This window comes from Rothia sp. HMSC066H02 (assembly GCF_001814995.1).
GTDB classification, from domain to species: Bacteria; Actinomycetota; Actinomycetes; order Actinomycetales; family Micrococcaceae; genus Rothia; species Rothia mucilaginosa.
This window is the reverse complement of record NZ_KV818667.1, coordinates 420,835-441,352: the sequence shown is the minus strand read 5'-3', so window position 1 is coordinate 441,352 and position 20,518 is coordinate 420,835. Positions and strand designations below refer to the sequence as shown.

The window sequence follows — 20,518 nt, the reverse complement described above, 5'->3', positions numbered from 1 at the left end:
AGGGCCCCAAGGGCGTGAAGGCAACCATCCAGGGTGACGAGCTGCGCGTTTCTTCCAAGTCTCGCGACGATCTGCAGGACGTTATCGCCATGCTCAAGTCCGCCGACCTCGACGTCGACCTCCAGTTCGTCAACTACCGCTAAGCGCTCGGGTCCAATGGAGCCGGCGGATGCACCCGTCGCATCCGACGCGCACCATCGAGCGCAAAAAATCCTCGGGACGACTACTTCCACAGTAGCCACCCCGAGGATTTTTTGTCTGCCGACCCGTCATCGCGGGTCACAATCGTCACCCTGAGTCATATTCGTACAGCACCGCATTCATACAACGTCACATTCGAGCCCGGATGATTCAGCGAAGAAAAGACTTAGTACTGCCCCATCTCACGCGCCTGCTGCTGCAGACGCGCAATACGCTGGTCCATCGGCGGGTGAGTAGAGAGCATGTTCTTCAGCGAACCGAAGGGGTTCGCAATCATCATGGCGCTCGCCGCCTCCGTGTTGCGGTTGTTCGGGTCCATCGGATACATGGACACACCGCTCTCCAGCTTGTTCAGCGCCGAAGCCAGAGCCAGCGGGTCACCGGTCAGACGTGCACCGTCTTCGTCGGCATCAAATTCGCGGGTGCGGCTAATAGCCATCTGAATAACCTGCGTAGCGATGGGAGCCAGCAGCGCAATCACAAACATCGCGAGAGGGTTCGAGCGTTCACCATCGCGGCTGGAACCACCGAACATCGCACCAAACGAAAGAATCTGCGCAATCGTACCGATGATGGAGGCGATACCCGCTGCCACCGAAGAGGTGAGGATATCGCGGTTGTACACGTGCATCAGTTCGTGGCCGAGCACGCCGCGCATCTCGCGCTCATCCAGCAACTGCAAAATACCCTCAGTACAGCACACGGCTGCATTCTGCGGGTTACGACCGGTTGCAAACGCATTCGGGGTCATGGTCGGTGCCACATAGAGGGCGGGCATGGGCTGGCCCGCGCGGGAGGACAGCTCCTCCACAATGTCGTAAAGCACCGGAACCTCTTCGCGGCTGACCGGGTAGGCGTTCATGGAGCGCAGGGCGAGCTTATCGGAGTTCCAGTAGGTGTAGATGACCGAACCCAAGCTAAACAGGCCCATAACCCAGATGAAAATGGAGGTGCGGAAAGTCGCCGAAAGCAGGCCACCGATGAGCAGCATCATGCCCACCATGGAGCCCATCAACAGGGCAGTTTTCAGTCCGTTGTTATGGCTGTGCATGGGTATCCTCCTGAACAATTAGGTCAGTGCGTATAGCGTGTACTTGACTCTATAGAATACGTGCAAGCACCCGCGTGTGCACCTTCTGGAGCGCGGATTCACCCAGAGCGTCACCCATGTGCCAAAAGCGCAAAAAGAATCAGGGAATGGCGCCCGGAATATTCACCAGGGGCACCTGCTCCAGCACCTGTGCCGTAGCAGTCGGAAAAATACCGAGCAGCAGAATCGTGCCATACGCGCCCAGAAAAAGGATGAAGAGCAGACCGAGCATCAGCTGACCCTCCAGGTCAAAACCGGTGGTAGTACTGCGGTACTGGCCGTAAATCACCGGGGTCACGATGGGCACGCCAAAGAGCAGAATCATCAGCAGAATGTAGATGGGGTTTGTGAAGTCGTACACCATGACCCTATCCTCCTTGATGGTGATCGCCGGTGCGGGTTACTCTAGGTTCTTTGATTGTACGGCATCTCTTCACACCCGAGACCGGGACGAGGAGGGGCGCCACAGAGTGGATGAAAGGGACGCTCCACCGGCTTATTATGAGTTTTTCATAAAATAATGATGAATTTCTCATAATAATGTGTAGACTTAAACTTATGACCGACGCAAAGACAACCTCCGATACGAAGAAGACCCAGCACCCAGACCATCACAATACCGGTTGCGCCCACACCACCGGCCTGCCCCTGCTCTCCGCAATGAGCCCCGAACAGCTCGAAGAAGCATGGACCACCGGACTGCGCGCCAGGGGCCGCCGCGTCACCAAGCAGCGCCTCGCCGTACTCCACGCAGTACAGGAGCACCCGCACTCCACCGCGGACACCATCGTGCAGGCAGTCCGCGAGCGCATCCCCGCCATTACGGTTCAGTCGGTCTACGTGATTCTTGCCGATCTGACCGACATCGACCTGCTGCGTAAGTTCGAGCCGCCGGGAACCCCCGCCCTCTACGAAACCCGCACGGGCGACAACCACCACCACGCCTTCTGCGTACGTTGCGGCAAGGTCGAAGATGTGGACTGCGCGGTCGGCTCCGCGCCCTGCCTGACCCCCAGCGATTTTCACGGTATGGCGCTCTTCAGCGCAGACGTGCTCTACCAGGGCGTATGTGTAGACTGCCAGACCGAGCAGGAGGCGGCACTCGCCCGCACCCAGCAGGAAGCAGCAGCACGCATCCTGGCGGCATAACCCTATAGCCTGGGAATCCGGGCAGGCTCGGTCATGAGCGTTTTTAAACCGTTGAGGCGGCGACACTACTCGTGTCGCCGCCTCAACGGTTTAAGTTATTCAATGCAGGAGCTGTTATTCAATGCACGAACTTAGGCGCCCATACGGGGCTGAGAGCCCACAATCTCCAACAGCTCGCGGATCTGCGCCGCGCTCAGCACGGTGGAGGGGTTAATCGCGTTCACCTTCACGCTCGGTGCACCGATCTCCAGGGCGTAACGCAGAATATCCAGGGCGTTCGCCGAACGCACCTCAATATGCGGATCCAGTGCCGCAATTTCAATGGCCGAGGTGAACACCAGCAGGCTCTGCGGGTTGCCGTTCTCATCCGGATCAAACACGAAGGAGGTACCGGACGGGTCGGCAGGGTCAACACCCACCAGCAGCACGGACGCCGGGGACACCAGCGAGCCGAGCAGCATCTGCATGTTGTCCTGCACCAGCGCCATTTTCGCGCCATCATTGCGGGGAGAAGTGATAATCCACTGCACCTGAGCGCGCTCAATGTAGCACTCGTGGTCGGTGCCGGGGTCAACCACAATCAGGTCCAGCGCCTCGTTGCCGAGGAAATCGATAAAGACCTTCATCGCCGGTTCGCGCAGAATCAGCTCGTCGCCCTCGGACTCCTGACGCACGTAGCTCTTGCCAATGTGCTCGGAGGAGGAGAACACGCACAGCGCCTGCATACCGGTCTCGGGCATGCGAATAACCTGGTGGGTCAGCACCGACTCGGGGCCCATCAGGTCGGTTTCAGAAGGAATCAGCAGGGAGCCGGTCGCATCGAGCAGAACGTCGCCACCGAGCATCGTGCGGACCACGTTAATGAGGGTTCGCTCCTGCACATCGTTACGGAAGGTCTCCAAGGCAGCAACCAGGTACGGGTTCGGAATCTCATGCTCGCTCGAAGACAGTGACTCTGCGGCAGAATGGCGTGCACGGCCCTCCATACGCTCACGAGCCCACTGAGGGATACGCGAAGCATCACGAGGGAACTCAGCCAGGTGCTCACGCACGTCAGTTGCGGTCAGGGTGCCTTCATTCTTCCAGCTGGCGGGCTCATCGTCACGGTTATAGGAGGCACCCACGCTGAACTGCGGGTTCGGCCAGCCGGTTGCCGCCACCACGATGGAGGCGGTGAACCAGGTGCCGCGGTTACCGTCGTAGGCGGCACGCTGCAACTTGCGGACCTCCGCGATAATGGGCGAGCCGTCCTTGAGCGGGCCGATAGTGCCGATGACCTCTTCACCGTCGCGGAATTCACGCACACGCACGAAAATCTGACCTGCCAGAGGCTTGACGTCCAGCACCATTTCGCTCCAGCCGGGGTCAACACTAACGACGTCCAGCAGCCAGCTTCCAATGTTGTTCAGCGCATCCTGGATGCGCGCGGCACGGCTACTCGTCTCGGCAAGGCGGGGTTCAGTCATAGTTCATACATCCTTGAGTGTGAATACGGCGCGGCTGGAGGCATCCGTGTTCGGTCGTAGTGTCGGCTTACAGGGTGCCGGAAGAAGCCGTCTCTTCGATTCTAACGAACACGGGCACTCAACGCAGATAGTTTACGCCGAAAGATATATGCTCTACCTCTCCCCTGTACCTCTCTAGACGGCCCATTCGACCCTCTTAACGTCCAATACGCCTAAAGCGCACCCCAAAACCGGGGATACACGGCATAGTGAACGCTAAAAGGTTGATAATCTTGAAGCATGACGAATTCTCTGCAGGACCTTATCGACGCATCGATTTTTATCTCCACCGAGTACCAGGCTCGACTCGCTGAGCTCGTGGGTACCTCCGAGTGGAACGTGGATTTCACCTCCCAGTCTCTGGATTTTGAGACCACTCCCCCGCTTTCGCTCAAGCCGCACCTGCTGGGCACCGAATCCGAGAACCGCGGTACTTGGATTTGGTCTTGGCAGCAGCTGGGCTACTTCCCCGACTCCGTTGTTTCCGCTGCTATTCAGGCGCGCGAAACCGGTGAGCGTGACGGCCTGGCCGAACTGACCACCGACGAGCTGCCCCTCTCCGAGTCCCTGGCACGCCGCCTGACCCTGGCAACCAAGACCATCAGCGGCCTGTACGCACACTACCCGCTGCCCGCGGGCGCTGGCGTGCGCGCATGGACCCTGCTGGAGGGTGCCGAGCTGACCCTCGAGGCCCCGACCTACAAGGGTATCGGTCGCGTAATCGCGAAGACCCTGCAGAGCGAAGAAATCCACAACCAGGTTCTGGCGGTGGACTCCTACGCTCAGCAGCGCGGCTTCCACATCGCCTGGGACACCGAGGCAACCGCCGTGCTGACCGCAACCGACGGTGCCCTGCGCCTGTGGTTCGACGAGGGTCGCATCAGCGGCATCGAGCAGGCTGAGCCCCAGGTTGGCCCCGAGGTTCTGGAGCAGTGCGCAGCCGCTGCCGCACAGCGTCGCGAATCCCTCGCCGCACTGCGCGCCGAGATTGAGCGCGTGGCAGCCGCAGAGGCAGCCGCTCAGAACGCACAGCGCGAGCAGGAGGCAGCAGAACGCGCCGCCGCACGTGCCGAGGCCGAAGCTGAGCGCGCGGTCGAGATCGCCGAGCACGCACCGGTCGCAGAGACCGAGGTACCCGGCGTCGAGAGCACCGAGAACCTCTACCCCGCCGACGAGGCTCCCTTCGATCAGGAGCCGGCAGAGTACGCAGAGCCCGGCTTGGTCACCGTGGAGACCCTGCCCGGCGAGTACGAGGCAGAGGAGACCGAGCAGGCTCGCGTCTACACTGACGAGTCCATCGGCGCCGAGCAGCCCGAGTACGAGACCGTTGAGGCTTCCGCAGAGTACGCTGAGGAGCCGGTCGCCGTTGAGACTGTAGCTGAGCAGCCCGCAGAGGCCGAGCAGCCCGCAGCAGAATACGAAGAGCAGCACGTGGAGCCCATCCGCAACGCTGGCGCAGCTCCCGACCTGCAGGCAGAGCACGAAGAGGCAGCCCGCCGCGAGCAGGAAGAAGCCGCACGCCGCGAGGCAGAGCAGCCCAAGAAGAAGGGCTTCTTCTCCCGCTTCTTCGGCCTCTAAACCGAATACGCAGCATTCCTCAGGCGCGGTATCCTCGTGGTACCGCGCCTGCGGCGTCCCTAGCGTATGCTGCACCCCGTATCGGGTACAGTAGTGTGCGCGCATCGAAACCTGTGTGGGTACCCAGCCGGCGCATCCCGATGAATAGCTTAGAAGAACGTAACCGAAGAATCAGGTCAGACGAAACCATGTCAGAAACGCAGAAGCACACCACCCGTAACGGGTTTATCACCATCATCGGCACCTACATCATTTGGGGTCTGCTCCCCCTGTATTTTGTGCTGATGGCGCCGGCAGGCCCGATTGAGATTGTGGTGGCGCGAGTGGTCTTCTCCCTCATTTTCTGCGCCCTGCTACTACCGATTGTGCGGGCAACCGCGGACTTCCGCCGCGCACTCAAGGACCGCCGCATCATGCTGGTGCTGACGGCGGCATCGTTCCTCATCTGCGCGAACTGGCTTATCTACGTGATGGCAACAACCAGCGGTCACACGATTGATGCGTCCCTGGGATATTTCATTAACCCGCTGGTCTCCGTGGTGCTGGGCGTGATTTTCCTGCAGGAGCGCCTGCGCACCGCGCAGTGGGTATCCGTCGCAATTTCATGTATCGCGGTGCTGATGATGAGCCTCATCTACGGTCAGGTGCCCTGGACGGGTCTGGGCCTGGCGTTCTCCTTCGGCATCTACGGCCTGCTCAAGGCACGCGTAGCCCACGACGTGAGCCCCATCGTTTCACTCTCTCTCGAAACTCTGATTCTGGCGCCCTTCGGCATTGCCACCCTCTTTGTGCTCAATGCTCAGGGACAAATGACCCTCTTCAGCGAAGGTGCCGGGCACTTCTGGCTTCTCGCATCCACCGGTGTGGTTACCGTTGTTCCGCTGATGCTCTTTGCGGCGGCTACCAAGGCTCTACCGCTATCAGTCATTGGCATGGTGCAGTACCTGGGCCCGACCATCCAGTTTGTTCTGGCGCTGACCGTTCTGCACGAGCAGATGAGCGCCGATAAGGTGCTGGGTCTGAGCCTCATCTGGATTGCGCTCATCATTTTCACCGTGGATGCGGTGCGTGCCTCCCGCTCCTACCGCGCCTCCGCGCTGTCCAACCCGGAAACCGGCATGATCCCGCTCGTAAAAGCTGAAGACGTACAGAGCAAGTAGCTCTCCCCAACCCGGATAAAACACAGCCCCGCACAAAACACAGTGATGCCCCGCCAGCTAACGCCAGCGGGGCATCACTTTATGTCGCGTTCACACTCTAAAGCTCAGAACCCTGAGCTTCAGCAGCATCGTCGAGAGCATCCAAATCCGGATGACGGTGCAGGTTCAGCAGAGCCAAACCCAGGCCACCCCAAATGATCAGGACTGCCACAACGAGCATCACAATTGCGGAGATAGACATGAGGGCTCCTAACGGGTAATGGTCGAATCAACGTGGCCGTGCTCCACCTGACCGGAAATCACCGGAGGTGCCGGAGGCTCTTCAGCCGCACGAGACTTCTTCGACCAGGGCAGAAGAGAAACAACAATTGCGCCAACCAGAAGCAGTGCGCTCATACCCCAACCGAAAATCGCCAGCAGGTCCGCAGGGTAACCCTCATACGGGGTTGCAATCAGCTTGATAACGCTCTGAATCAGAGAGTAACCCAGAACCAGCGGAGTCACGACAGCCAGCAGACCCATCCAGATCTTGCCGACCTTGATGGAGGAGTAGCGGTTCAGGTGCTCAGCCAGAGCGGGCAGAGCACGCACCACGTATGCAACCACGATAATGGCGCACAGGCCGGCAGCCAGAATACCGAAGAGGTTCACGAAGTTATCGAGAATATCCAGCACGTACAGGCCGGTAGTGGTCGGCATCAGCAGCAGCGAAATCAGAGCCATCGGAACAATCACCAGAATGGTAGACGCCAGACGGGACGTCGCGAACTTATCCTGAATACCGGCGATAATCACCTCAAGAATCGAAATGAGGGAGGTGAAACCAGCAAAAAGCAGGGAACCGAAGAAGAGGATACCAATCAGCACGCCGCCGGGCGCCTGAGAAATAATGGTCGGGAACGCGATGAACGCCAGACCAATACCGCTGGTCGCAACCTCGCTCACCTGGGTGCCAGCAGCCTGAGCCATGAAGCCCAGAGCCGCAAACACACCAATACCAGCAAGAAGCTCGAAGCCGGAGTTCGCGAAACCAACCACAGCACCAGAACCGGTCAGGTCAGTCTTAGGCTTCAGGTAGGAAGAATAGGTGACCATAATGCCGAAGCCAATGGACAGCGAGAAGAAAATCTGGCCGTAAGCAGCAACCCACACGTCCGGGTTAGCCAGGGAGTCCCAGCTGGGGGTGAACAGAGCGTTCAGACCGTCCACAGCGCCGGGCAGGGTCAGCGAGTAAATCACCAAACCAACAAACATGACCAGCAGCAGCGGGATGAAGATAATGTTGGCTGCGCCCACGCCCTTCTGAACGCCCAGAGCCATCACAGCAAGCAGAACGCCCCACACCAGAACCATGGGAATCAGGATGTTCATGTTGAAGTCCAAGGAGACGCCGGGATCCTTTGCGACCTTCAAGAACTCGCCCTGGAAGAACGCCTTCGGGTTATCGCCCCACTCATTCGTGAAAGAGAAAACCATGTAACGCAGAGCCCACGCCACAATAGCGGCGTAGTAGATAGCAATCACGAAGTTGATACCCATGTGCCACCAGCCGATGAACTCGGTCTTACGGTTCAGACGGCGGAAAGCCAGCGGGGACGACGCACGCGCGCGGTGACCGATCGCGTAGTCAAAGAACAGGAAGGTCAGACCGGCGGTCAGCAGGGCGACAATATAGGGAATCATGAAGGCGCCGCCGCCGTTATCAAATGCGATGTAGGGGAAACGCCAAATATTGCCCAGACCAACAGCAGAACCGATGGCGGCAAAGATAAAGACGCGACGGCTAGAGAAGCCTTCGCGCTTCGTGGGCGCCTTAGGGGTAGATGCTCCCATAGTTGTAAACCTCGAATGTGTGGGGACGCGGATGGTTGGTGCGAGAATAACCCGTCGGGGTGTTTGGGCTCTGCTCGCGTCCAGAAATAGTAAACGGCTCTCCAACACGGGGTGGGCGTGGGAGCCGTCAAACGTCTGAAGAGTGGATGTGCGCCTCAGGCATGCCTATAAGGATTACCTTAAAGGCATATAGCGGTCAAGGAGACCCCAGCATACGGAACTATGCGGGACAGGGCACTCGCTCACACCCACCCTGAAAAACGGCGTTGACTAGCCATAATGCATAAAAACCCCCGCTGAATCCAGTCAGATTCAGCGGGGGTTTGAAGTATGAGACGCATCAGCGCTTACGCCAGCGCACACGCTACGTGGTGAGGTATTTTAGCCCTCGCGGTGAACCACAGCGTGAGCGAAGGACTCCAGCGCAGCCTTCGCGGTGGACTCGGGCAACGGAGCAATCGCGGCGATTGCGCGGTCCGCCCAGTCGTAGGCGATCTGCCATGCTTCCTGGGTGACCGGGTGGGCGGCGAGCGCCTCCACAGCGGCTTCCAGTGCCTCGTCGGAGCTGAGGTCGGCATCCAGCAGTGCACGAACCTTGATAGCAGATTCGTCGCCGGCGGCTACCGCGCGGTCCAGCAGGATGGTCGGCAGGGTGGGCACGCCCTCGCGCAGGTCGGTGCCGCGGGTCTTACCACTGGTCTTGCCGTCGCTCACAATGTCAATCACGTCGTCAGCGAGCTGGAATGCCACGCCGACCAGCTCGCCGTACGCCTTGACCATGGAGATAACGTCTTCGGAAGCGCCCGAAAGCAGGGAGCCGTACTCGCCGGCTGCGGCAATCAGGGAGCCGGTCTTACCCTCAATGACCGCGATGTAGTGGTCGAGCAGGTCCTGACCCTCGCGGGGGCCGGTGGTCTCAAAGAGCTGACCGAGCACCAGACGTTCGAAGGTCTGGGACTGAATCTTCATGGGGCGGGTGCCTAGCTCGGAGACCAGCAGGGATGCGCGGGAGAAGATCAGGTCGCCGGTCAGAATTGCGACGGAGTTGCCCCAAATCATCTGGGCGCTGTCCACGCCGCGGCGCTTGGGGGCGTCATCCATAACATCGTCATGGTAGAGGGTTGCCAGGTGGGTCAGCTCAACGACCACGGCGGCTTCGATAACCTCGTCGTTGATTTCGCCGTCTACGGCTGCGCAGAGCAGAGCCAGCAGGGGGCGCACGCGCTTGCCGCCCGCGGAGAGCAGGTGACGGGATGCTACGTCCGCCAGGTGGTCGGTCTGGGCGATTGCTTCTGCCAGGCGCTCCTCAATACGCGCGAGGGAGGAAAGAATCTGCGGACCCAGCTTGGGGTCTGCGGCAATGAGTTCGAAGCCTGCGGGAAGCTTCAGGTCGAGATCTCCCAGCAGGTCGGTTGCGGCAATGGGCTGCTCTGCGTTGCTCACGGTGTCTTCTATCTTCTTGGTGTTGGTGTCTTCGGTGGTGTGTGAACGCGGTATCTATGCGTTGTGTGCTTCAGGCTTGAAACCGCGGTGAATGGCGACGATGCCGCCGGTGAGGTTGCGGTACTGTACGGAGGTGAAGCCCGCCTCCTTGAACTTCTGCGCCAGTTCCTGCTGGTTGGGCCAGGTGATGATGGACTCGGCAAGGTATTCGTAGGATTCGGGGTTGGAGGAGATTGCGCGGGCAATCGGCGGGATCGCCTTCATGATGTAGTTCTTGTAGACCGCGCCGAAGGGGGCGAAGGTCGGGGTGGAGAACTCGAGGATGACGATGCGTCCGCCGGGCTTGAGCACGCGGTAGATTTCGCTCAGTGCCTTGGGGTAGTTTGCGACGTTGCGCAGACCGTAGGACATGGTCACTGCGTCGAAGGTTTCGTCGTCGAAGGGTAGGGCGGTGACGTCTGCCTGCACGAAGGTCATGTCGGGGCGACGGCGGCGGCCCACGTCGAGCATGCCTTCGGAGAGGTCTGCTGCGATGACATCCACGCCGGCGTCGGCGAAGGGTTCGGAGGAGACGCCTGTACCTGCGGCTACGTCCAGCACTTTCTGGCCGGGGTGCGCGTCTACGGCTGCGACTGCCTGCTTGCGCCAGTAGATGTGCTGGCCGAGGGAGAGGATGCCGTTCATGAGGTCGTAGCGTTCGGCGACGGTATCGAACATGGCGGCGATGTCGCTGGTTTTCTTGTCTAGGGTTGCGCGGGTTGCGCGGGTGTTCTTCTCTGCGTTCACGCTCTCAATTGTGGCATGGAGGTTACTAGATTCGATAGTTGGGTAAACCGTAGTAGTGTCGCACGGTGCGTTAAGGTGCGTTCCGGAGTGGTTTTCGAGTTGCTAATTCGGGGTTTTATTCAGTTTTTGGGGGTGTGAATTATGCATATTCAGCAAAAATTTATGAATATTTATGTGTATGCTTGCATTTTTTAACATAGGCGCGCACAATAGACCATAGATTTCATAGAGCACACCCCACACAGGAGCATCCCAATGAACACCGCATCCCTCAAGAAGGCATCCCTCAAGCCCCTCGCACTGCTGGCAGTACTACCCCTGGCACTGACCGGCTGCGTCTCCACCGCCAACGAGAACTCCGACGCCAACGGCGAGGTCAGCCTCGTCAAGTCCGGCACCCTCAGCGTCTGCACCAACACCCCCTACAAGCCCTTCGAATACGAAGAAAACGGCACCATCGTCGGCCTGGACGCAGACATCGCCAACGCTATCGCCTCCGACCTGGGCGTGAAGGCTCAGCTGACCTCCATCAGCTTCGAGGGTCTGGACTCCGGTACCGGTCTTGCCACCGGTCAGTGCGATATCGCCCTGGCGGGTATCGGCGTGACCGATGAACGTAAGAGCAAGATGGAATTCACCACCGTCTACTTCGACGACAACCTGGCAATCCTGGTCCCCAAGGGTTCCTCCATCACCTCCGCCGCAGACCTGAAGGGCGTGAGCGTTGGTGCGCAGCAGGCAACCAGCGGTGAAACCTACGCCAAGGAAAACGGTGCAGAGGTCATCCAGTACGAAGACACCTCCCTCATGTTCTCCGCTCTGAAGACCGGTCAGGTCAAGGCAGTCGCAGCGAACCTCTCCGTGGTGTCCGAGGCGCTGACCAACGACCCGGACTCCTTCAAGATTGCCTACCAGGATTCCGAGAACACCGAGCAGATTGCCGCAGCAGTTTCCTCCAACAACAAGGCACTGCTGACCAAGGCAAACGCCACCATCGCCAAGCTCAAGGAAAACGGCGAACTCGACAAGATTAAGGCAAAGTGGGTTGGTGCCACTTCCTCCACCTCCGCGAGCGCCTCTTCCTCCGCTTCCTAAGCATCTAGCCGGTTAGTCTCTCCCCCAATTCAGGAGTACCCTTATTACTTTTGGGTTGGGGGATTCTCCGGCCTTCACCCTTGTGAGCGTGTAGAACGCTCTTGACCGAACAGCACACGGATAAACAGCACACGGATAAGAAAGCGCATGTCCTCTAAACTCTCACCCCGTCAGAAGCAGAAGCTCTTCCGCTACGCACAGTACGCCCTTCTGGCAGTTATCGCCCTGGCAGCCATTCTTCTGGCTGACTGGAAGACCCTCAGCCAGCAGGTATTCAACCTGGACGTTGCGGCTCAGCAGTTCCCTGACGTCATCACCGTGGCGTTGAAGAACACCCTGCTGTACACCACCTTGGGCTTCATCGTGGGCCTCTCCGGCGGTCTGCTGCTGGCGCTGATGCGTATTTCCTCTATCGCTCCCTACCGTTGGATTGCGACCCTGTACGTGGAGCTTTTCCGCGGCATCCCGGCGCTGCTGGTTTTCTTCGCGTTCGGTTACGGTATTCCCCTGGCGTTCAAGATCCGCTTCGTGGATAACCTGATTCCGGTGACCCTGTCCCTGGGTATGGTTTCGGCTGCTTACATTAGTGAGGTTCTGCGTGCGGGCCTGCAGGCGATCCCGAAGGGCCAGATGGAGGCGGCACGCTCCCTGGGTATGTCCCACACTCGTGCGATGATTTCGATCATTATTCCCCAGGCGTTCCGAGTGGTTCTACCCCCGCTGACCAACGAGGTTATCCTGCTGACCAAGGACTCCTCCCTCGTGTACCTGCTGGGCGTGACGGTTTCTCAGTACGAGCTGGCGAAGTTCGGCCGTGAGGGCCTGACCGCCGCTAACGCGGGCCTGACTCCCCTGGTGGTTGCGGGTCTGTGCTACCTGATTATCACTGTTCCGCTGGGCCAGCTCTCCGCATACTTTGAGCGCCGCACCCAGCTTGCGGGCCGCAAGTAAGCGCAACGACAAATACGGATTACGGAAGATACTATGACTGCTTCAACTTCATCCATGGCCGCCTCCTCGGTGCGCATTTCTAACCTGCACAAGTCTTACGGCAAGGTTCAGGTTCTCAAGGGCATTGACATGCAGGTCGAGCCGGGCGAGGTCGTGTGCCTTATCGGTCCTTCGGGTTCCGGTAAGTCCACCCTGCTGCGTTGCGTGAACCTGCTGGAGGAGCCGAATGACGGCACCATCATGGTGGGCGATACCGAGGTCACCGACCCGGATGTAGACATTAACCGCGTGCGTACCCACATGGGTATGGTGTTCCAGCAGTTCAACCTGTTCGGCCACCTGAACATTCTGGATAACTGCACGATCGCTCAGATTAAGGTTCTGGGCCGTTCCAAGGCTGAGGCGGAGGCGGTTGCCCTCGAGCAGCTCGCCAAGGTTGGTCTGGAAGGCAAGGAAGACCGCTTCCCGGCTCAGCTGTCCGGTGGTCAGCAGCAGCGTGTGGCTATTGCGCGTGCGCTGTCTATGAACCCGGACCTGATGCTCTTCGATGAGCCGACCAGTGCACTCGACCCGGAGATGGTCGGCGAGGTTCTGAGCATTATGCGCAACCTTGCTGACGAGGGCATGACCATGATCGTGGTAACTCACGAGATGGCGTTCGCCCGCGAGGTCGCCGATAAGGTCGTCTTCATGGCCGATGGCGTGGTCGTGGAGGAGGGCCCCGCCGATCAGGTGATTGGCAACCCCCAGCACGAACGTACTCGGGCTTTCTTGGCGCGCGTGCTCGATCCGACCCACGCCGTAGTAGACTAGTACTAGCTCTTGAAAAACGTAGCGGGCGGTGCTGTACGAAACATTCTGTTTCGCGCAGCACCGCCCGCTTTTGAATGCTCTAGTTCGCCGCTATTTCGGTTCTAGAAGATACGGCGCGCCACCTTGTCAAAGAGATGGTCCGGTAGCACGGTATGCAGGAACACGGAGGGCTTAGCACCGAAACCTACCAGGTAGCGGGTCTTGGGGCGGCGCGCCTCCAGGGCTCGCAGAATAGCGTTAGAGATAACCTTGGGCTCCGAGAGATTGGATGAAGGAGAGTAGAGCCTACGCATATTTGCCGCAACCCGCTGCGCCTGAGCCGCGTAGACGCCGTTTCGGGAGGATTCCTCGAGGTGGTCTGCCGCGATGAGTCCCCAGGGGGTTTTGATGCCGCCGGGCTCGATAATGACCACGTCAATACCGAACTCTTCAACTTCCATGCGCAGTGCATCGCTGAACGCCTCGAGGGCGTACTTGGTGGCGTGGTACCAGGCACCCAGGGGCGAGGTAATACGCCCCGCCATCGAGGAGATGTTCAGGATGCGCCCGCTGCCCCGTGCGCGCATATGCGGCAGCACCAGCTGGGTGAGGCGCGCCAGGCCGAAGAGGTTCACCTCGAACTGGCGGCGTGCCTCGTCGATGGGGACGTCTTCAATGGCGCCGTAGGATCCGTAGCCTGCATTGTTGATGAGCACGTCAATGCGGCCTTCTGCGTCAATAATCTGCTGCACGGCGGCTTCCATGGACGCCTCATCGGTAACGTCCAGGCTGAGCGCTTTCACGCCCTCGGAGGCGAGCTCTTCAATCTTCTCAACGCGGCGGGCGGCACCGTAGACGGTGTATCCGTAGCGCACCAGTAGCGGCGCCACGTCGTAGCCGATACCGGAGCTGGCGCCGGTGAGAAGAACGACCGGGCGTTGCAGTGACTTGGGCATTGCGTATCCTTTCGGGTTGCTCCCTGTGATGTTAGCGGGAGTGTACTTCTCAGGGTACGCCCGCGCGGGGGTGTACGAGCGTGCAGAAAGCTCAGGGCGTAGCCTGAGGGTATTCTCGCCGGCATATGTGAGGGCAGGAGGACAGAGAAAAAGCTCGCCGCGGCATCCTGCGCAGATGCGGCGGCGAGCTAATGTTTTGAGGTCGGGGGTTTTGGGGTCAGGGGTTTAGAGGCCGGGGATTAGACCTCTTCGACGTCAATATTGACCTTGGGTTCGGGGTGCGATTCGCCGGTCAGCATGGTCACCAGCAAGGTGGAGTCCTTCACGGCGCGCAGGGAGTGCAGCAGCTTGGCGGTCACGTGAATCGGCTTGCCGGGTACCAGGGTAATATCGCGGTCCTTCACGTGGAAAATCACCTCGCCCTTGAGCACCTGCACGAAGACGGGGTGCACGCTGTGGTGCTCGTGCCAAGACTGGCCTGCAGCCAGTTCCATGAGGGTCAGGTTGCCGCCGTCGGCATCAACAATCTTGCGGGCCTGGGGCTTATCTTCAAAGGGGGTCAGCGCTTCGGTGAGCTGGGGGAATACGAGGACGCGGCCTTCATGGGTACCTGCCATGGTATGCACCTTTCTCTTCAGGGGTGAGTGAAAGGGGGTGCGCAACCCCCTCCCTATTATTGGTATTTAAAATACTAAATTACTTATATTGTATTCCCCTCCCCGCACCCGGACAATACCTCAACTCACACCGAGCTGAAACACCCCGAGCAGGGAGGGGAACAACGTCTACTGATAACTCCACACCTTCGAATAGGCGGAGCGATTACTATTACGCGGACGCAACAGGTTCACCATCAACGCCGTCATACCAAAGCTCACCGCAATAATCATGCAGGTCGCCGCGGTAAACGCACCACCGGGAATCGGCGCAAAAATCGCAATCAGATACAGGATCACCGCGCAGAACGACAGGAACAGCGTTGCAATCGTCATCAACGGCACCAGCACCAAACCACCGCGCGCCGGCACCGCAAAATCTGCCGGACGCACATAACGCAACACGCCCATACCCACGACCGTCCAGATGGCGGTGACCAGAATAGCGGTCACCACATCCGCCGGGCGATGCCAACCGTTAATAATCGTGGAGGCACCCGTCAGGCAGGTTGCCAACGCCGCGCAGAGAGCCACCGTGGGCCGCAAAAAACGAGGCGCCGCCAGGAAGAGCGCCGCGCCAGCCGCCGCCGCGAAGGTCGTGTGGCCACTGGGCGCCGAGTTGCTCAGCGCCTCCTGAACACCCAGGTCGGGCTTCACGATCAGGTAGTGCTTGAGCAGGTACGTGCTCGTCACCGCCGCAGCCCCAACTAGCACGCCAATCAGCGAGGGCAGGAACCGGTGCTTCCAAATCAGCACCGCAATCAGACCCAGCACCGCAATCACACCAACAATCGTGGGTAAAGAATCCAGCGCAGTCAGGGTCGGACCGCGGTAACTCTTGAACTGATGCGCATACTCGGTGTACGCCTGCTCATCAACCTGCTGGCCGGTCGCCGTGTAAATGAAGAACACAAACGCACCGTAGAGAGACAGACCCAAGAACAGCAACGCCATCACGTGACGCATCAAAATACCGGTACTCGGAAGATGATGCCCCTGCTCTTCGCCGGGACGATTCACCGGGCGGCCCGAAGCATCCACGGGAACCTGACCGGTCTGAACATACGCACCGTTCGGGTAGGCGGCGGCAGGATACGCCTCGGGAGGATAAGCCACCGGCTGCGGAGGCATCGCACGCGTGGGAAGAGGCTGTTGAGCACCCATCTGAGGCGCACCCATCTGATTATTCAGCGGGAAACCGCTCACCGGAGGCTTCGGCGGATCGAGACGGCGCGTAGCCTGCATCGGTTCATCCGCACTGTAGTTACCCTGCGAGGCGCGTTCCTGCGGCGAGGGAATCGTCTCAGGAATCTTAATGGGGGCACGGTAAGCGCGCGGCAAAGGACGAGTCGCGCCAATAACCTCTGAGGTGTCGGGATGCGAAGAAATAACTTCGGTATTCGCCGATTCAGCGTTCACGGAACCTGCGTTCGCAGAAGCCGCGTTTGCAGAACCTACAGGCGCAGCTTCGTTAGCCGGCGATGAACCGTAATCCGTCAGGACTTTCGTACGGTCATCACTCTGTGCAGCGGCATGGGTAGCCGTTTCGTGGGAGGTGAGCACCTGGGTAGCGTCCTGATAATCGGAGAGAACCGCAGTCGGATCCTGATAATCAGAAAGCGCCTGAGTCGGGTCCTGATAATCAGAGAGCACCGCAGTCTCATCAGAGGAAAACACCGTAGTGGGCGCATTGTCAGCAGCGGCCGCATGCACATCAGCGGGGTGAAGCACACTGGTAGCATCGAGGTTTTCGGAGCTCTCCCAACCGGAGTTTTCCGAACCCGATGTATTTGCCGGTGTTTTCTTCTTCATAACCCTTTGTACCTTCTCGCCCTCATGTCTGTTAGTGATACCCGAGCCCGCCGATGCCAGCCCCTCAAAACGGTAGCCCCCAAGCTGCCGGTTTATGCGAAGCACCGTCCGAGTTCTCGGGCGAATAACTACCTACTATCCCAGGTTAAGCTATGAAAAACTAAAGTTTTTTCGACCATAACCTGAGAGTTTCCAGAGAATGCGTGACAGGGTGCGAGCGCACCCACCCGCCCCCAGAATGTTATGGTGAGCTCATAGCGCATCAAAGAAGGGCAGATACCTTGAACACCAGTATGAGCGTGCCGCCTCTCGGCTACGGTTTTCACCTCACGAACACTCCCCTGCCGCCGCTACAGGAGGTTCTGGAGAACCTGTTCACGGTCGAAATTCCGATGACGGTCACCTTCCGCGGGGTCAACAGCCGCCAGAGCGCGCTGATTCGCGGCCCGTACGGCTGGGGCGAGTTCGCGCCCTTCCTCGAGTACGGTGCGCAGGAGTCTGCCGCGTGGCTTGCCTGCGCGCTAGAGGCGGCGTGGCTGCCCACCCCGGAGCCGGTGCGTACGCGCATCCCGCTGAACGCGACCCTGCCCGCGGTACCCGCCGAGCGTGTGCCGGAGGTGCTCACCAAGTACGAGGGTGAGATTCAGGAACTCAAAATCAAGGTGGCTGAGAAGGGTCAGAGCCTCGCCGACGATATTGCCCGCGTGGCGGCTGCACGAGATGCCCTCCCGAATGCGCGCCTGAAGGTGGACGCGAACATGGGCTACACCCTTGCCGGTGCCCTTGATGCGCTGCGCAAGCTCTGCGAGTACGGCATTATCTACGCAGAGCAGCCCGTGGCATCCATTGAGGATATGACTGCGCTCCGCTTTGCCATTGCCAAGGAGGGGCTGCCCGCCCGCATTGCCGCCGACGAGTCGATTCGTAAGGCGGAAGACCCGCTGAAGGTGGCGCGCGCGAACGCCGCGGACCTCATGGTTATTAAGGCGGCGCCGCTGGGCGGTGTACGCCGTGCGCTCGCGCTGGTGGAGCAGGCGCAGCTTCCGGCGGTGGTGTCTTCTGCGCTGGAGTCTTCGGTGGGCATTGCCACCGGTGCCTCCCTGGCGGCCTCCCTACCGACCTTGAGGTACGGGTGCGGTCTGGGCACGGTCTCCCTCATGGCTGAGGACGTCACCGACGAGCCGCTCATCGCCCGCGACGGGTTCATGGACCTGCGCACCATCACCCCCAGCCCGCAGCGCCTGGAGCGTCTTGCCACCGACAAGCAGACCCGCCAGTGGTGGGTGGAGCGCGTCACCGCCTGCTACCGGGTTCTGGAACGCGCCTGCGGACTGTGAAGACTGCAGTTATCAAGGTCGCGCCCGTGAAGGGTAACCATAACTGAATGAAAAACCTTACGGCATTAGAATGGTACGGTGACTGAAAACCGCTCAACCCCCGCCATGCTCACCGCAGTATCCGTGCTCGATTCGCTGATTCGTGCCGGTATGCGGCATGTTGTCGTGTCTCCGGGATCCCGTAGCGCACCTCTTGCGTACGCTATTGCCGCCGCCGCTGAAGCCGGCGCCCTCATTGCGCACGTGCGCGTGGACGAGCGAAGTGCAGCCTTTACCGCCCTGGGTATTGCCAAGGCGTCCGGTCAGCCCGTGGGCCTGGTGTGCACCTCCGGTACGGCACTGGGCGAGTACGTGCCCGCCGTCATGGAGGCGTACCACGCTGGCGTGCCCCTGGCGGTGCTGAGCGCTGACCGCCCGGAGCGTCTACGCGGTAGCGGCGTGAATCAGACGACCCGCCAGGCGAGTTTCTTCCATCCTTTTGTGCGTGCTGAAGCCGATTTGACCTCCTACCCCGAGCAAGTGGAGGGCGAGCAGACTCAGGCTTTTGCGGCGTGCTTGAACGCGCTGACCGGTCGTAGCGCCGAGCATTGGCGCAAGCAGTCTGCCGAGCCTATTGGCCCGGTGCACCTGAACATTTGTTTCGATACGCCGCTGACCCCTTCTGGCCGTTTTGCGCAGATGCTGCCGCAGTGGGCGCAGAGCCTGCTGGAGGATTACGACCCGCAGGCTGAGGGCCGCGCCCGCACCGCCCGCGCTGAAGGTTCGGGGCTCTCCAGCGCTGAGCAGCGTTGGCTTCTGGATTCTTTGGAGGCCCAGGCTGACCTGTCGGAGTTCACCCCGGCGCACCGCACCGTGGTGGTTGCTGCTGACGGCGCCGGCGAGTTCGCGGCTGAGTTCGCGCGCGTGCTGAACCTGCCACTCTTTGCTGAGCCCTCCTCCGAGGCGCGCCACGGCGCAACCTCCATTCCTCACTACCCACAGCTGCTCGGCGATGAGTCTTTCGTGCCCGCCGCGCAGATTGAGCGTGTGGTGCTCTTTGGTCATCCGACGCTTTCACGCCCGATTACGGCGCTACTGGCTCGCGAAAATATTCAGTGCGCGTTCTACGCCCCGCGCCGCGCCAGCTGGTATGAGCCGGGCGCCCGCTCCTTCGTGGAGCTGTCGACCCCGCACGAGCTCGCCGAGTTTGCGTGCGCATCCTCTGCTGCCGCTGATGAGCTGGTGGACGAGCTGAGCTGGATAGAGCAGTGGGTTGAGCCCGCCCGCGAGCTGCAGGATGAGTGCCTGCGCGCCATTGCCGCCTACGAACACCCCGGTGCTGAGAGTTCAGTAGGCAGCGCTGAGAGCTCGGTTGACTACACCGATTACCGCAACCGCACCGCCGGTCGTTCCTACGCGCGCCGCGTCTGGCAGGATGCGGTGGCTCAGCGCCGCCTCATGGTGCTGGGCTCCTCAAACCTGGTGCGTGATTTGGATGCGGCAGCTCCCTCCCTGGGCGAGCCCGCCCCCGCGCGCGTGTTTGCTAATCGCGGTCTTGCCGGTATTGACGGCACGATTGCAACCGCTATTGGTGTGTCGCTGTCTGGCTACTACCCTGCCGGTGTGGATGAGAACTCCCGCCCGGTCATTGGTGGTGCCGCCCTGCCGGTGACCCTGCTGTGCGGTGACTTGACCTTCCAGCACGATGTGTCCTCGCTGAATCTGCCGAATACTGAGCTTCTGCCCGAACTGCGCGTTGAGGTCTTTGACGATGCCGGCGGCGGTATTTTCACGACCCTTGAACACGGTGATATGGCTCGTCAGGAGCAGTTCACTGCGGCTGTGGATCATTTCTTCACGGTGGCTGCCGCCCCGAATACTGATTTGGCGCGCATGGCTGCCGGGTTTGGCACCGAATCGGGCGTTGAGGTGCGCATTCACACACCCTAAAGCTGTTTCTAAAGGCTGCAGGCTAAGCCCCGTGCGCAGGGTTGACCGATATACTGAAAACTACCTGTGCCATAGCCTTCCGTGGCTGAACGCTAGCCGGTCGTAGCGGTTTCACTCGCCGCTGCATTCGCGTTTTTTGCGCGCCTGCTGACGTAAGGCACCCTATCTATCATTTATTGACATTCACGCTCTTGCCGCTGATGCACACCGCCCGCGACCCGAGGTTTTACCCCGGTGAGCCCGGT

General features: G+C 60.1%; 19 protein-coding genes. 9 read left to right on the top strand and 10 right to left on the bottom strand.

Annotation, left to right across the window (positions count from 1 at the left end; all coding sequences use genetic code 11):
* The coding region (locus HMPREF2999_RS01860) for a nucleotide-binding YajQ family protein (RefSeq protein ID WP_141757027.1) at positions 1–143 on the top strand (143 nt) is incomplete at its 5' end.
* A gap of 224 nt (positions 144–367) precedes the next feature.
* On the opposite strand, the gene htpX is transcribed toward HMPREF2999_RS01860, so the two are convergent.
* A complete protein-coding gene (htpX, locus tag HMPREF2999_RS01855) occupies positions 368–1,252 on the bottom strand; it encodes a zinc metalloprotease HtpX (RefSeq protein ID WP_070674865.1) in 885 nt (294 codons plus the stop codon).
* Positions 1,253–1,391: 139 nt separating this feature from the next.
* Entirely contained in the window at positions 1,392–1,655 is a 264-nt protein-coding gene (locus HMPREF2999_RS01850; protein ID WP_005504804.1) for a hypothetical protein, read from the bottom strand.
* Between the two features lie 194 nt (positions 1,656–1,849).
* Here HMPREF2999_RS01850 and HMPREF2999_RS01845 point away from each other — a divergent pair, with 194 nt between their 5' ends.
* On the top strand, positions 1,850–2,440 hold the full coding sequence (locus HMPREF2999_RS01845; RefSeq protein WP_070674862.1) for a Fur family transcriptional regulator: 591 nt from the start codon (positions 1,850–1,852) through the stop codon (positions 2,438–2,440).
* A 131-nt stretch (positions 2,441–2,571) separates the two neighbouring features.
* Here the strand turns inward: HMPREF2999_RS01845 and HMPREF2999_RS01840 are convergent, their stop codons facing one another.
* Positions 2,572–3,906, bottom strand: a complete 1,335-nt coding sequence (locus HMPREF2999_RS01840; protein WP_070674859.1) for an SseB family protein — start codon at positions 3,904–3,906, stop codon at positions 2,572–2,574.
* Between the two features lie 279 nt (positions 3,907–4,185).
* On the opposite strand from HMPREF2999_RS01840, the gene HMPREF2999_RS01835 reads away from it, so the two are divergent.
* Both HMPREF2999_RS01835 and rarD read left to right on the top strand, forming a co-directional pair.
* Positions 4,186–5,523, top strand: coding sequence for a DUF6882 domain-containing protein (locus tag HMPREF2999_RS01835; RefSeq protein ID WP_070674856.1), 1,338 nt, complete (start codon positions 4,186–4,188; stop codon positions 5,521–5,523).
* Positions 5,524–5,711: 188 nt separating this feature from the next.
* Complete coding sequence (gene rarD, locus HMPREF2999_RS01830) at positions 5,712–6,683, top strand: EamA family transporter RarD (RefSeq protein WP_070674854.1); 972 nt, start codon at positions 5,712–5,714, stop codon at positions 6,681–6,683.
* 97 nt (positions 6,684–6,780) lie between these two features.
* On the opposite strand, the gene HMPREF2999_RS09255 is transcribed toward rarD, so the two are convergent.
* The 4 genes from HMPREF2999_RS09255 to HMPREF2999_RS01815 all read right to left on the bottom strand — a co-directional run bounded on the left by HMPREF2999_RS09255 (position 6,781) and on the right by HMPREF2999_RS01815 (position 10,745).
* A complete protein-coding gene (locus tag HMPREF2999_RS09255) occupies positions 6,781–6,924 on the bottom strand; it encodes a methionine/alanine import family NSS transporter small subunit (protein WP_083314071.1) in 144 nt (47 codons plus the stop codon).
* Between the two features lie 8 nt (positions 6,925–6,932).
* Complete coding sequence (locus tag HMPREF2999_RS01825) at positions 6,933–8,516, bottom strand: sodium-dependent transporter (protein WP_049353378.1); 1,584 nt, start codon at positions 8,514–8,516, stop codon at positions 6,933–6,935.
* Between the two features lie 381 nt (positions 8,517–8,897).
* The gene (locus tag HMPREF2999_RS01820) at positions 8,898–9,959 is read right to left on the bottom strand and encodes a polyprenyl synthetase family protein (protein WP_049353826.1); all 1,062 of its coding nucleotides are present in this window, start codon (positions 9,957–9,959) and stop codon (positions 8,898–8,900) included.
* Positions 9,960–10,013: 54 nt separating this feature from the next.
* Positions 10,014–10,745, bottom strand: a complete 732-nt coding sequence (locus tag HMPREF2999_RS01815; protein ID WP_005504795.1) for a demethylmenaquinone methyltransferase — start codon at positions 10,743–10,745, stop codon at positions 10,014–10,016.
* A gap of 255 nt (positions 10,746–11,000) precedes the next feature.
* On the opposite strand from HMPREF2999_RS01815, the gene HMPREF2999_RS01810 reads away from it, so the two are divergent.
* The 3 genes from HMPREF2999_RS01810 (at position 11,001) to HMPREF2999_RS01800 (ending at position 13,604) form a co-directional block, all read left to right on the top strand.
* Complete coding sequence (locus tag HMPREF2999_RS01810) at positions 11,001–11,840, top strand: ABC transporter substrate-binding protein (protein ID WP_070674851.1); 840 nt, start codon at positions 11,001–11,003, stop codon at positions 11,838–11,840.
* 147 nt (positions 11,841–11,987) lie between these two features.
* Entirely contained in the window at positions 11,988–12,791 is an 804-nt protein-coding gene (locus tag HMPREF2999_RS01805; protein ID WP_005504788.1) for an amino acid ABC transporter permease, read from the top strand.
* A gap of 33 nt (positions 12,792–12,824) precedes the next feature.
* Entirely contained in the window at positions 12,825–13,604 is a 780-nt protein-coding gene (locus tag HMPREF2999_RS01800; RefSeq protein WP_070674848.1) for an amino acid ABC transporter ATP-binding protein, read from the top strand.
* Positions 13,605–13,705: 101 nt separating this feature from the next.
* Here HMPREF2999_RS01800 and HMPREF2999_RS01795 read toward each other — a convergent pair whose 3' ends face one another.
* The 3 genes from HMPREF2999_RS01795 to HMPREF2999_RS01785 all read right to left on the bottom strand — a co-directional run bounded on the left by HMPREF2999_RS01795 (position 13,706) and on the right by HMPREF2999_RS01785 (position 17,007).
* Positions 13,706–14,539, bottom strand: a complete 834-nt coding sequence (locus HMPREF2999_RS01795) for an oxidoreductase (protein WP_070674844.1) — start codon at positions 14,537–14,539, stop codon at positions 13,706–13,708.
* Positions 14,540–14,778: 239 nt separating this feature from the next.
* Positions 14,779–15,156: a cupin domain-containing protein gene (locus tag HMPREF2999_RS01790; RefSeq protein WP_005504776.1), complete on the bottom strand. Its 378-nt coding sequence runs from the start codon at positions 15,154–15,156 to the stop codon at positions 14,779–14,781.
* Between the two features lie 168 nt (positions 15,157–15,324).
* Positions 15,325–17,007 (bottom strand): phosphatase PAP2 family protein, encoded by a 1,683-nt coding sequence (locus HMPREF2999_RS01785; RefSeq protein WP_070674842.1) that lies wholly within the window; start codon positions 17,005–17,007, stop codon positions 15,325–15,327.
* A 293-nt stretch (positions 17,008–17,300) separates the two neighbouring features.
* Here HMPREF2999_RS01785 and HMPREF2999_RS01780 point away from each other — a divergent pair, with 293 nt between their 5' ends.
* On the top strand, positions 17,301–18,344 hold the full coding sequence (locus HMPREF2999_RS01780; RefSeq protein ID WP_070674839.1) for an o-succinylbenzoate synthase: 1,044 nt from the start codon (positions 17,301–17,303) through the stop codon (positions 18,342–18,344).
* Between the two features lie 78 nt (positions 18,345–18,422).
* The gene (gene menD, locus HMPREF2999_RS01775; protein WP_070674836.1) at positions 18,423–20,273 is read left to right on the top strand and encodes a 2-succinyl-5-enolpyruvyl-6-hydroxy-3-cyclohexene-1-carboxylic-acid synthase; all 1,851 of its coding nucleotides are present in this window, start codon (positions 18,423–18,425) and stop codon (positions 20,271–20,273) included.
* Positions 20,274–20,518: the final 245 nt, after the last annotated feature.

Bases quoted from the DNA above. Each gene is read 5' to 3' on its own strand.
- htpX (WP_070674865.1), bottom strand. From the start codon at position 1,252: ATGCACAGCCATAACAACGGACTGAAAACTGCCCTGTTGATGGGCTCC.
- HMPREF2999_RS01850 (WP_005504804.1), bottom strand. From the start codon at position 1,655: ATGGTGTACGACTTCACAAACCCCATCTACATTCTGCTGATGATTCTG.
- HMPREF2999_RS01845 (WP_070674862.1), top strand. From the start codon at position 1,850: ATGACCGACGCAAAGACAACCTCCGATACGAAGAAGACCCAGCACCCA.
- HMPREF2999_RS01840 (WP_070674859.1), bottom strand. From the start codon at position 3,906: ATGACTGAACCCCGCCTTGCCGAGACGAGTAGCCGTGCCGCGCGCATC.
- HMPREF2999_RS01835 (WP_070674856.1), top strand. From the start codon at position 4,186: ATGACGAATTCTCTGCAGGACCTTATCGACGCATCGATTTTTATCTCC.
- rarD (WP_070674854.1), top strand. From the start codon at position 5,712: ATGTCAGAAACGCAGAAGCACACCACCCGTAACGGGTTTATCACCATC.
- HMPREF2999_RS09255 (WP_083314071.1), bottom strand. From the start codon at position 6,924: ATGTCTATCTCCGCAATTGTGATGCTCGTTGTGGCAGTCCTGATCATT.
- HMPREF2999_RS01825 (WP_049353378.1), bottom strand. From the start codon at position 8,516: ATGGGAGCATCTACCCCTAAGGCGCCCACGAAGCGCGAAGGCTTCTCT.
- HMPREF2999_RS01810 (WP_070674851.1), top strand. From the start codon at position 11,001: ATGAACACCGCATCCCTCAAGAAGGCATCCCTCAAGCCCCTCGCACTG.
- HMPREF2999_RS01805 (WP_005504788.1), top strand. From the start codon at position 11,988: ATGTCCTCTAAACTCTCACCCCGTCAGAAGCAGAAGCTCTTCCGCTAC.
- HMPREF2999_RS01800 (WP_070674848.1), top strand. From the start codon at position 12,825: ATGACTGCTTCAACTTCATCCATGGCCGCCTCCTCGGTGCGCATTTCT.
- HMPREF2999_RS01795 (WP_070674844.1), bottom strand. From the start codon at position 14,539: ATGCCCAAGTCACTGCAACGCCCGGTCGTTCTTCTCACCGGCGCCAGC.
- HMPREF2999_RS01790 (WP_005504776.1), bottom strand. From the start codon at position 15,156: ATGGCAGGTACCCATGAAGGCCGCGTCCTCGTATTCCCCCAGCTCACC.
- HMPREF2999_RS01785 (WP_070674842.1), bottom strand. From the start codon at position 17,007: ATGAAGAAGAAAACACCGGCAAATACATCGGGTTCGGAAAACTCCGGT.
- HMPREF2999_RS01780 (WP_070674839.1), top strand. From the start codon at position 17,301: ATGAGCGTGCCGCCTCTCGGCTACGGTTTTCACCTCACGAACACTCCC.